This is a genomic window from Nitrospira sp., assembly GCA_037045225.1.
Classification (GTDB): domain Bacteria; phylum Nitrospirota; class Nitrospiria; order Nitrospirales; family Nitrospiraceae; genus Nitrospira_A.
This window is the reverse complement of record JBAOHZ010000007.1, coordinates 1-11,608: the sequence shown is the minus strand read 5'-3', so window position 1 is coordinate 11,608 and position 11,608 is coordinate 1. Positions and strand designations below refer to the sequence as shown.

Sequence of the window (11,608 nt, the reverse complement as noted above, 5' to 3'; positions counted from 1 at the left end):
CAATAGGCTAGTACCCTATACGGCCGCAGGCCTTCTCAGAGAGAGCCCCGAGAGTTCGGACAGGGTGCTAAGTGGTCGCCTTGCTTCACCGAAGCCACCAGAGGTGGCGAACCAGAGGAGCACGGCGATGAAGAGATCCAGACGCAATCACGGCCCGGCATTCAAGGCTCAGGTGGCCTTGGCAGTGTGTAGGGGCGACAAGACGCTGGCGGAATTGGCGGAACATGGCGTCCATCCCACCCAGATCACCGAATGGAAGCGACACTTACTGGAGCGGGCAGGAGCTGTATTTGGCGGCACAACCCAAAAGCCAGACGTGCCGGATCTCAAGGTCCTCCATGCCAAGATTGGACAGCTGGAGGCGGTCCAGGAAGCCGTAACCACCTATGATGCACCGACTATCTTCAACACCGGCCAAGGATGCCAGTTCACGAGCCTCGAGTTCACGGGGATTCTGAACGCGCACGGCAGGCAGATCAGCATGGGCGGCAGAGGCTGCTGACATGACAACGTGTCCGTGGAACGACTCTGGAAGAGCATCACATACGAGGAGGTGTATCTGCACGCGTATGAGACCGTGAGTGCCGCACACCAGGGGCTAGCACGCTACCTGACGTTCTATAATCAGCACAGGGCGCTTGACGGCAAGACGTCAGACCACCGCGAGGCGCCACTTAAGGAATGGACCATGCTGTCCAACCAAACGGGGCCACCTCTTTCATCTATGGCCTCTCGTTTCGCTCAGCATCAAAGATGGTGGGCCTTCACATAGTCCTCAATGCGGCTGAATTCGTCATAGGTGATTTTTCTGCGACGCATGAGTCGCAGGGCTACGCGCCGGACTTTCTGCATATGCGGGAGCAAGCGGGTCTCCCCCTGCAGAGTCCCGAGCTGCTGAGATCGTTCCAGAATCAGGTCGAGGGCCATGAGGAGCCGATGGACCCGGTAGTGTCGCAGAAATTGCAACAGCATGACGGTGAAGGCAGAGACCACCGAGAAGTATGTCCCAACGCCGGCGAGCGTGCGCAGGTCCAAAAAGAATGGCGGGTCGTGAGTAAAGAAGCGATGGGCTCCGTCATGGACGGGGTAGAACAAATCCTTCTTCGGATCGTTATCGATCTCGCGCGCATAGCTGAGCGGAATATCCCGGAGAAGATTCTGGGCGTGGTCAGCGATTTTCTTCGTCGTGGCATACACCTCGGCCTCCCGAAGCCCGTCGGATGCCACTAGAACGGTATTGGTCCCGACGGTGTGGATCTCATGGGCAGTATTCGGATAGATCGCGGCTGGAATGGTCAGCGGTTCAAGATACGGGAAGAGCATCTTCAAACTGGCGGCCTGCTCAATCGGAAGCAACTGCATTTCAGGGTGGCGCAGCAAAAGGTCTGTGAGCACCTCGGCCTTGAGGCCCATCAGAAAAAACGCGACATCGAATTGTCCCTCCAGGAGACCTTTCGCGGCTTGATTGAAGTCGAGATTTCGACCGTGGCGCTCCACCTGCACGCCCAAGTGATCGAGGATGCGTTGGCTCACAAAGTTCGTCGCACTGCCATCCGGTCCAAGATAGACCTTCGTGCCGGGGGAAAGATCTTGGAGATCTTTGACCCCCAGCTTGGCACGCGCAACAATCTGTAGGGGAGACTTGTACAACAGTGTCACCACACGTATCTTCGCGTCTGTCCCAAGGGTAGGGCTCATCTCTTGAACGGTAGCCGGAGACAGCGCGCAATGGCTTGACGCCACTAATCCTTCTGGCAGACCGTCTTCTGCAAACCCAAGATGGGCGATGCCCGCGTTCAGCTGTGCGATAGAATCAAATGCACCACAGGACGGGCGTAACTCAAAATCCGGCACGATATTCAAGTGGAGGAACCGCTCGATCGGATCTGGCTCGTTGAGAATGGTCTGAAGCCGTGGGGCCAGTTGTGCCGTTGTACTGCCGGCTGGCCCCGTCAGCAGCACATACCGTGTGTGGGTGCATTGAATCAGAAAGAAGATGATGGCCAATGCCGGAATCACCAACAAGAACGTCAGCAAGATCCATTGGAACCCCATCATAGGTTGACGAGACGTCGCCGTGTGGCGCAGTTTGGTCAGCCACCGATCGAACCGTCTCACGTACCGATAGAGGGTGGAGGTTTCGTCAGGCAGGTCAAAACTCATGAGGCCTCTCTCGTGAACACGGACTCACTCGGTGCTTCATCAGCTACTATCCAAGCTGGGCCAGCGCAATACGGAACGGCGCACTCGAAACTTGCATCACCCCTTCAAGCGGATAATCCAGCTCTTCGATCAGAAAGATCGCGCCGGAGACCGAGAGCGCGCAGCCGAACAAGGTGGCCAAGACGAGGGCGTTGTTCGCAGTATGCAATCTAAACCCGACGAAGATGATCGCGAGCCAGAGCACCAAGACCACCAGAAATGGCGGGAGGATCGCCGCCTGCTCATACGCAATCACCAGCCACCGCATCTGCACCACGTCGTTACTCAGCTCCAGCGCACGGGACTAAAGCGCGTACTGGGCGTTGCTTTGTGGCGCGAGTTCACGGAGCGCGGTCTGAAATTGATCCATCTCTGCGAGCCTCTCGTCGACAGCTAATGTGGCCAGTCTAGCCCCTTCTTCAGCAAAGATCACGTCAATGGCGGAGGCCACGGCATGGTGGAGCAACTCGCGTGAGGTCTTGGACTCTGGCCCATAATTCGCGAGCACGCGATCAAGGAGCACCACCTTGGTGGCGATCTGAGTGCTCTCATGCCGTTCGATCGCGAGCCGGAGCGGTGCCTATACTAGAGGGCCACGAACATAGGATTGCCGCTGGCCGTTGAAGTGGCGGGTACTTCTTCTTGCATGACGTCCCAGTGTTCGGCAACCTTGCCATCCTCTACACGAAAAATGTCGACGGCAATCATAGGCTTGGGCCCCCATCCGGTATAGCGTCCGTGCACCATCACCAGATTGTCTTGGGCAAGCACCATCCCCATTTCGTAACGAAATTCTTCCGGCAGAGACGAAACCAGCAGAGGAATCGCTTCCGGGCCGTTGGGGATGAGTGGATTATGTTGCTTGTAGGATTTTGCAAAATGGGTCGAGACGATGCTGGTATCGCGATTGATGAATACAGCTCGCAGGATTGTGACGACAAGGTCCCGATTGCTCTCGGTAAGCGATTTATCCATGGTTGAGCGTCCCCCAATAGCGGCGTGATCGGTCGATGTATGTGCGGTACGCGGGGAATTCTACGTGCCAGTTCAACCTATTTCAAGGCGGTCAAACCATGCCGAGAAAGCGATGCGAGCTCGAGTGATGTTGCACGGGGCCGATTCAGCGAGAACGGCGGTGTGTCGAACGTTTCGTTCTTCAGCGTATCTGCCAAAGTGGTTCCGTTCACAAATACATCGGCTCCTGTGCGGCCGTAGACGTCCTGGCCGTGGGAGACGATAGACGACACCGAAGATTCCACGTAGAATAGCCCGGCGCGTTACGTCTCTCCACGCACGCCAACATTTTCCACCTGATCGATCGAGCCGCGCCGAGCAGCGATTCGTGAGCGGCCCAAGGAACCTACATGCAAAAGACTCGTATCATCTGCACGATCGGCCCCGCGACAGAATCCTACGAGATGCTGCACAAGCTCTACGAGGCCGGCATGAGTATCGCCCGACTCAACATGTCCCACGGCGACCACGAGTCTCACGCCAAGGTCATCCAGCACATCAAGTCACTCAACCGGAAACTGAAGTTTCCTATCCCCATCCTCCTGGACACGCAAGGTCCGGAAATCCGCACCGGTGATCTCTCCAACGAACTCGACCTGCGGCAGGGAGACATCGTGTCGGTCACGACACGCGGACCGATGAGCGTTGAGGAAAGCTCGATCCACATCAACTATGCCGACTTGCTTGAGGCGGTCAATGTCGGGGACCGGATCACCGTGGACAACGGGCTGATCAATTTCGAGGTGCTGGAGAAGCACGAACGCCACATGCGATGCCGCGTCTTGGACGGTGGGCTCTTGAAGAGCAAACGCCACGTGAACCTTCCCGGTGTCCGCGTCAATCTCCCGTCAATCACGCAAAAGGATGTCAAGGATATCCTGTTCGGTTTGGAGCGGGAGGTGGACTTCATCGCCCTGTCGTTCGTGCGCGAGGCCGGGGATATTCAGCAGCTCAAAGAGTTAATGGGCGATAAGGTCGGGAGGGTGAAGATCATTGCAAAGATCGAGGACCAGGAAGGGGTCCGGAACCTCGAAGCCATCATCAAGGAATCGGACGGCATTATGGTCGCGCGGGGAGATCTCGGCGTGGAGATCAACCTGGAAGACCTCCCGAATGTCCAGCGCACCATCGTGCGGCTGTGCGCCGAATATGGAAAACGCGTCATTGTGGCAACCCACCTTCTCGAATCGATGATCCACAATCCCTATCCCACCCGGGCCGAGGTCACGGATGTCGCCAATGCGATCTACGAAGAAGCCGATGCCGTCATGCTGTCCGGGGAAACCACGGTGGGCAAGTATCCGGTGAAATGCGTCGAATTCCTCCGCAGGATTGCGCTGAAATCGGAAACGATCCCCGGCTTGCAGTTCGCGAAACACCTGCGCAACGCGGAGAACAAACAACAACTCGCGGCGGCGGCCGTCCAGCTCGCCGAAGGCGTGAAAGCCAAAGGCATCGTCGTGATCACCAGACGAGGACTCATGGCCGATCTCGTCGCCAACTGCCGCCCGTTTGCCACCAACATCTACGCCTTTACCAACATGAGCCAGCCGCGACGGACCATGATGCTCAACCGCGGTGTCTTTCCCTTCAAGATCGATTTCAGTTCGGACCCCGAAAAGACTTTGCAAACCGCGTTCCGGATTCTGAAGGACCGCGAGGAATTCAAGGCCGGCGACAAGGTCGTGATCATCTCGGACGTCCTCGCCCAACAACGGGTCGATTCGATTCAGATTCGCGACGTTCCCTCCGACGACATTCCGCCCGAGATATCCGCCGTGAGTCATTGAGCGAACACCTCACCGGATAATTTCCTCCTTGCCAGTCCAACAGGATCGTGAGTTGGGACAGCGTGGCTCGTTCTGCGAGGACGCACAAAGCGGCGGGGTCTATGATGACGCTGACTGTTAACGACACTTCCCTCGTGGAGAAAGGGGAGTCTCGCTCCACTCCCTGGTGCAGAGCAATTCACGCGCGCGCATGCGAACGGCTTTAAGGCCCTACCCATGTGGCACAGGGTATCGCCATTCAGCGAAGCCTGATCCGGCGCATTGCCGGCTCACTCCTCCCCCATTTCCCTCAACCGGAGAGACCGTCGCTCCAAGATGCACGGTTTACTGAGGAAGCGGGAGGGTCAGTAGGATTCCTCCCATCACATCGTGCGATTTGAAATCTTTCTTCGGACTATTGGGGTGTGCATTGTGGCAACTCACACAGGTCTGGGACAAGGCCTTATCCGGATACAACGCCTGGAAAACGGGCTTGCCCCCCTCAGTCGTCACACCCATATGAGGACGATCGGGATTAAGCAGGATCTCGGTCAGACCGGCCCGCTCGAAGTCGGTGACCGGCCGATTCGTTTTGTTGATCGCCCAATTACTGATCAGCCTGAATCGAACGCCATTGTGTCGCTGGGCGACGAGCCGACCCGATTCAATCAGGAATTGAGCAGGAAGGGGAAGCCTCGAGGTCTCTCTCCAGTTTTCTGCGGCGAAGACAACACCTCGCATCTGCATCCGCTCCACGATGTCGGTGGTGTAGAACTCCCGATCGGCCTGGATCACGCTATGCACATAATCAGCAACCATGTCGGCCGGCAAACAGGGGACCGCCCTCGCCTCCTTGCTCGCAGCACTGACCACCCACTGACTCAACAGGATGGTTGCCAGGATGCCGACTACGAGGCCGGTGAAAAATCCTTTACCAGTCATGCTGCACCCACCTTTCTTGTCCCCACCCCTGTAGTTACCTCATTCTTCGAACACATCCAACTGCTCCCCGTCCAGAACCTGCGCGTCGCCGCACGAAAAAGCATACGCCGACACACCAGATAAATCGAGGCCGTGGACCGGCCTGCGTGTAAATCGCTACAATGTTCGTGACGATGGCATCTGAGCAACGTGACTCCACTCCGTCGGGAGCGGATTCAGCACTCGCTTCTTGGGGAGATGCAGGCCATGACGGGCAGACTTGATCCAGGATCCCATCAGTGGGCCAGGCATGAGCGTGTCATTGTATTCGACGGTGTGTGTAATTGGTGTAATGCCTGGGTGAACTTTGTGATCGCGCACGATCCCCATGGGAAGTTCAAATTCGGCACCCTTCAATCCGACCAGGGGCAGCAGATACTGAAGACGCTGCAGCTTTCAACCAAAGACTTTTCCACCTTCCTCCTACTGGAGCAGACTCGCGTCTACATCAAATCCACGGCCGCGCTGAGAATTGTCCGACACCTCTCAGGCTTCTGGCCCCTATTCTATCTCGGCCTCCTGATTCCACGCCCCCTGCGTGATGCCCTCTACGACTATGTTGCGCGTCATCGTTACGAATGGATGGGTAACACCGACGCATGCCGGCCCCCCTCCACCGATGAGCGCGGACGGTTCGTGTAAAGCCTGCAGTAGGGAATTCCGCCGCACGCAGCACACACCCGTAGCTTGAACCACTCACAGGAACCGTGTAGACTTTTCCTTGAGATGATCATATCGGCGAAGATACTTACCCCTACTCTCAGATTCCATACAAGGAACTACCCTATGAACCGCATGATTTCAGCATCCATATTCGTCGCAATCGCGACGGCCCTGTGCGTTCCATCTTCGGCGGTCGCGCAAACCTTTCCAGCGTCGGTGACAGACAAGATTCAAGCGGCACAGAAGCAGGTCAAAACGATCGGCATGGAGGAGTATCGAAAAGTCGTCGCGAATCCCGGTGAGGCATTAATCATCGATGTGCGCGAGCCGCAGGAATTCGCGGCGGGACATGTGCCAGGCGCGGTCAACATTCCCCGGGGACTGCTCGAATTCAAAATCTGGACACAGGTCGGGTTTCCAGACCACCTCGACACAAACAAACCTGTCTACCTGCAATGCCAAAGCGGCAATCGTGCCTCCCTCGCAGCCCAATCCCTTGCGGAGTTGGGATTCACGCATACCACAGCCGTCGTCATGGGCCTCGATGATTGGCAAAAGGCCGGCCATCCACTAGTGAAGTAAGCCGTCGGGTTGTTCACCAATGCCAGGCACATGCAGGTGCTCGAGCCCCTGGAAGTGCGCTCGTATGCTTTCTTGAGGGAAGCGTATCGGCACCTGCCACCTATTCCCTGTTCTAGGTCCACCGCCAGCCGGAAGCACCCTCTACCGGGGCATGCTCATTTCAAACCTTCGTTCTCGATTTTCGCACCTCTGCGGTATGCTCTCTCGTGAGAGACGGGACGCCATGGTTGGCATGGCCGCCCCACAGTCATCGATGAGAAAGGGACACAGGTTATGCGATTCGTGAAAGTGAAGGATGAAGAACGTACCGGTGAGGTGGCAATCAATCTCGATCTCGTCCGGGAAGCGCATTTCGGAGGAGGCTTACTGCATCTCTATTTCGAGCGCAGCTCCTCCGCGCAGGACGACATGACGTTTACAGGGGAAAATGCTCAGAAAATTTGGGCGGCCATGGGATAGCGCAAGTCACCTGACCGGTGTCGTCTCCCCGCTGCTGCAACTGTTGATGGCCGGGCCCTGCCAGCAATGCCCCCTCTTTGACAAGCTGCGCCACTGAATCCACGTGGCACAAGACTCACAATGCCCAGCGTGGGAGCTCGCCGCAGTTCTTTCCCTCCCACGACCCGTCCTGGAATTCCTTCAAGACGATTCCAGCCATCTGTTCCAACTGCCCCGGCGTTTGTCCATTCGTCGGATCCTGCTCATCCACAAAAAGTTCCTGGCCGGGATCCCATTTGTAGATTCTGGCTGGTTTCGCACGATCGTGCGGCTGAAAGGACACGACATCGCATCCGGAATCATACCGTATGTCGTGAGTCTTACCCAATCGCCCCTGAGACTCTTCCACGATGTGTTCCGGCGAGGGATCCACGGCTTCCGGCTTTGCGCTTGCCGCTCGACTCGCCGCCGGTACCGTTTCCCCCCTGACGCTGCCCTGGCCTTGCAGATCGAGAGTCTCCTCTTCTCCGCACATGTTCACCACAGTCATCAGCCTCGGAGTAATCTCCAGAATTCTCCATGGGCCGATCCAGAAGTCATGCTGCCGCTGGTCGCCGTACTCGCAATCGGGACGCCCTTCAATCAGATGATCGGCTCGAAAGACGCCGAGACGATTGGGATCGCTTCTCAGGCTGACCTGCGCAAAACAACAGGCGGGGCTTTGCGGATGGTAAATGGCATCGAGCCAAAACAGCTGCGCAAAAGGGATACGGCAATCCGGCGCGGGCAATCCGGCGGCAAGGTCACCGGACGGGTGGGATATCCCGCTCTGTGTCGACTCGGCAATTTTGACCTCGCCAAATCCCGCACGCTGTAAAATCGGGGCACCGGCCGAGGCGCCGCCGCCACGACTTTGTTGCACCACATGCGTCAATTCATGAGCCAGCAATCCTCGCCCTATCCTGGTCTCCGGCGAGAACTGCCCGTTGCCCATCACGACGTCCCGACCAACCGTATAGGCCCGCGCCTGAACCGCCGTAGCGGAAGCCGCCGCCTTCCCATCGTGATGCACACGCACCTTCCCAAAATCATGCCCGAAACGTGACTCCATCTGCGCACGTAGTCCGGCCTCCAGCGGCTCCCCCGGCAACGCGAGCACCTCGTCGACGACGGGTGGGATGGCGCCAGTCCAGCTGTGCGGGAACCTGTCTGTCACCTGTCTGGCTCGACAATCCTGACAGGTGTTGCCGCAGGAGCAGGATCGATCACCGCGCCGCCCGTCCGACAATACCGCACTTCTACTGGAGACACTCCCGGAAGGACGTGACTGAGTTTGCATCCTTCGTGTCATCCCGCACCTCCGATGTCACGGATCGAATCTGAACTGGCGCGCATACCAGCCGAGATAAAACTCGATCCCATTCTGTTCGATCATCAGATCGATCCGCGCGCGCTCCATCCCGGCTTCTTCCAGCTCCCAATACCTGAGAGCTGCATCTCGCGGCAGGTCTTCAGGAGTAATCTCATCGAAGAAGATCGGCTCTCCGCCCGTCGGCTGTACGTAGTATTGTTCGCGATCCAGATCCACCCCATATTCCACTTCTCGCCACGTGCCGTCCGGTGCCTGGGAATGAATCCATTTCTGGATTCTCGCCTTCGCCCGACCCCGGCCTCCGCGTGTGCTCAATTGCATGTCCTTACCCGATGGATTCACATAGCCAGGCTGAGCCGCTGCGCCAGGATGGCTGTGGGCCACCATGATCCACGGCTGGCTGGTATCCCCCGGATAGACGAACTCACCCCCCCCACCCACAACCACCACGTAGGTCCCTTCCGGATAATCCGATGTGCCTCTGCTCCGGAGCAACGCCACCTCGACATTGGCGCCCGCTCTGTTTTCCGCCCAACCGAAATAGACTTCGCGCAGGCTGCTCTTCCGAGACGCAAACGCCACCACCGTCCCAGGCGCCTGATGTCCCGGCTCTTGGATCAGGACGGTACAATTCGTCGGCTTATCCGAGAACCGGCACCAGGTGCCATTGGGCTGTTCTCTCCAGGTGTGGCCATTGCCCAAATCCACCTCATTGACATACTTTCCATCGCCCCCGCTGGTGGGCCGCTTCGTAGAACGTTTCACGACGGCCAGTTCCTGATCGGCCAAGTCCTGCGGGAGGGCATCGGGAAACTCAACCTGATTGCCGGTTCTGGCCAACAGCGCCTGTTCCTCGCGCGTGAGGTTGGGCAACCCCTGAGGGAGTCGTGCTGCGACCGAGGGACTTGAGTTGGTGGACGCATCCGGAACTGCAACATGGCCCGGTGCCTGATCGGGAAGCCGCGTCGCTGAAGGTGTGGATGTGTCGGGCAAATCAGGAAAGACCAGCGCGAAATCGCGGAGCATCCCAGCCACACGAGGAACCTGCCTCATCGCAGCCAACGACTTTTGCATTATTGCCATGGGACCGATTTCAATGCCGACCAACGCGAGCAGGAGCTCGATAATCGTGGGGCCAATCAACTTGCCGACCTCATAGGCGAAGATCGGCAGGCTCTGCTGCAGAAGTGTATCGAGGACATCCGCCTGGCTTCGCCCGAACTCCTCCCCCAACGAAGCGGCCAATTCCTCTCCGTCCGGATCGCTCAGCAGCAGAATCGTCTCGCGCGCCGCCGCTTCGATGGCCACCCACTGTTGGGGATTCAGCCATTGCACGAGCTCAAGCATTTCATCGACCAGTCCACGAACGGCCCCGATGGCAAACGGGGTCGGGAAAACCATATTGAGGGCGGCCATACGACGAAGCCGGGCCGCCAAGGCTGTAAAATTCGCCCTCTCCAGCCCCACAAGCATGCCGTTCACAAAGGCCGACGCGTTCTGAACCTTCGACACCAAGGGATCTTCAAATTCTCCGCCGGTGTGGGAGAAGAGTTTACCTGCGCCAGGCGGTGACAGAACCCCGCCGTCCTCCGTCACAAACGCTTCGACTTCCGTCCGGCCTTGCACGTTGGAGACGGAATAGTTGCCTCGCTCGTTCGTCCCCTCGTGAAATAGGGTCTCGGCGTTGGTGAATCGGGAATAGCGGCCGGAGAGCCCTTCCCATTCCAGCCGATACAGCCAGAGACGACCATATTCATGGAGAATGACAATCGGCTCGCGCCGCGCAATGGCCTCCACAATCGCGTGGCTACGTTGTGTGTCAGGCACACTCACCGCAAGCCGCTCGCGCGCGATCAAACTCGCCGGCCACGAATTTCCCCAGGTGCCCACCTCTTGGCCTGCAAAGAGCGGTGGACGATCCGCGAGAAACTCTTCGGAACCTGGTTCCTCGTCGGTGTAGAACATCGGCGCAATGGTCGAATGGGTCTGCACCTGAATAGAGGCGCCGGCCGCAAACAGGCTCGCGACACGACCGGCTTCGGCTTCCGCCGGATCGCGACGGGACGCCAGTCCTCGCCGCTCAGCGATAGGTGCTGGAGTCTGACGATATTGCAGGATATGCGCGACTTCGTGCGCCACCACACGCGGGGAAGGATTCGGTGAAACGAAGACCAGCGTTTCCGGCCAGGCAGCAGCTCGGGCACCGGAGTCTCTCAGGAGAGCGGAGGCGCCACAGTAGGCCCGTACACCGGACAGATCGGCGGAGAAGGCTCGCTCCATGCCGATCCGGTAGGGAACCGGGCCTGACGCCCCACGTGGATATATTCCGAATCGGCTCGGGTGGTACGTAAACCGAGGTGAGAGGGAACCGGACGCTCGTGTGCCTGCGTCAGAAGTCTCGTCGAACGCAGGAGAGGCCACCGGGGCATTCCGGCGCAGCGTCGCCCCGCCTTCCTGCTGCACGGACGCTGCTCGTGCCTGATTGACCCGCTCCATCGATGTCTCAGACGCGGACGGCCACAGCCGTTACTTACCACGCCCCTTCCCCCGTATCGGGCTCGGAGGCGTGGGGTGCTCGCCGAATCGC

10 protein-coding genes and 1 pseudogene are annotated in these 11,608 nt (G+C 58.3%); 5 read left to right on the top strand and 6 right to left on the bottom strand.

What is annotated here, in order from left to right; translation table 11 throughout:
- Window positions 1-127 precede the first annotated feature (127 nt).
- Window positions 128-658: pseudogene (locus tag V9G17_00615) on the top strand (integrase core domain-containing protein).
- A gap of 89 nt (window positions 659-747) precedes the next feature.
- Here V9G17_00615 and V9G17_00610 read toward each other — a convergent pair.
- The 3 genes from V9G17_00610 to V9G17_00600 form a co-directional block, all read right to left on the bottom strand.
- Complete coding sequence (locus V9G17_00610) at window positions 748-2,163, bottom strand: TAXI family TRAP transporter solute-binding subunit (GenBank protein ID MEI2751075.1); 1,416 nt, start codon at window positions 2,161-2,163, stop codon at window positions 748-750.
- A gap of 46 nt (window positions 2,164-2,209) precedes the next feature.
- Complete coding sequence (locus V9G17_00605; protein ID MEI2751074.1) at window positions 2,210-2,479, bottom strand: hypothetical protein; 270 nt, start codon at window positions 2,477-2,479, stop codon at window positions 2,210-2,212.
- A 308-nt stretch (window positions 2,480-2,787) separates the two neighbouring features.
- Window positions 2,788-3,177: a nuclear transport factor 2 family protein gene (locus V9G17_00600; protein ID MEI2751073.1), complete on the bottom strand. Its 390-nt coding sequence runs from the start codon at window positions 3,175-3,177 to the stop codon at window positions 2,788-2,790.
- A 389-nt stretch (window positions 3,178-3,566) separates the two neighbouring features.
- On the opposite strand from V9G17_00600, the gene pyk reads away from it, so the two are divergent.
- Window positions 3,567-5,006: a pyruvate kinase gene (gene pyk / locus V9G17_00595; GenBank protein ID MEI2751072.1), complete on the top strand. Its 1,440-nt coding sequence runs from the start codon at window positions 3,567-3,569 to the stop codon at window positions 5,004-5,006.
- Window positions 5,007-5,330: 324 nt separating this feature from the next.
- Here the strand turns inward: pyk and V9G17_00590 are convergent, their stop codons facing one another.
- Window positions 5,331-5,927, bottom strand: a complete 597-nt coding sequence (locus tag V9G17_00590) for a DUF3365 domain-containing protein (GenBank protein MEI2751071.1) — start codon at window positions 5,925-5,927, stop codon at window positions 5,331-5,333.
- 246 nt (window positions 5,928-6,173) lie between these two features.
- Here V9G17_00590 and V9G17_00585 point away from each other — a divergent pair, with 246 nt between their 5' ends.
- From V9G17_00585 to V9G17_00575, 3 genes are all read left to right on the top strand, one after another.
- A complete protein-coding gene (locus V9G17_00585) occupies window positions 6,174-6,608 on the top strand; it encodes a thiol-disulfide oxidoreductase DCC family protein (protein MEI2751070.1) in 435 nt (144 codons plus the stop codon).
- A 144-nt stretch (window positions 6,609-6,752) separates the two neighbouring features.
- Window positions 6,753-7,211, top strand: coding sequence for a rhodanese-like domain-containing protein (locus V9G17_00580; protein MEI2751069.1), 459 nt, complete (start codon window positions 6,753-6,755; stop codon window positions 7,209-7,211).
- A gap of 273 nt (window positions 7,212-7,484) precedes the next feature.
- Window positions 7,485-7,670 carry a hypothetical protein gene (locus V9G17_00575; protein ID MEI2751068.1) on the top strand — a complete coding sequence of 62 codons (186 nt, stop codon included), beginning with the start codon at window positions 7,485-7,487 and terminating at the stop codon, window positions 7,668-7,670.
- Window positions 7,671-7,785: 115 nt separating this feature from the next.
- Here the strand turns inward: V9G17_00575 and V9G17_00570 are convergent, their stop codons facing one another.
- The gene (locus V9G17_00570; GenBank protein ID MEI2751067.1) at window positions 7,786-8,865 is read right to left on the bottom strand and encodes a DUF4157 domain-containing protein; all 1,080 of its coding nucleotides are present in this window, start codon (window positions 8,863-8,865) and stop codon (window positions 7,786-7,788) included.
- Window positions 8,866-9,015: 150 nt separating this feature from the next.
- Window positions 9,016-11,517 (bottom strand): DUF4157 domain-containing protein, encoded by a 2,502-nt coding sequence (locus V9G17_00565; protein MEI2751066.1) that lies wholly within the window; start codon window positions 11,515-11,517, stop codon window positions 9,016-9,018.
- Window positions 11,518-11,608: the final 91 nt, after the last annotated feature.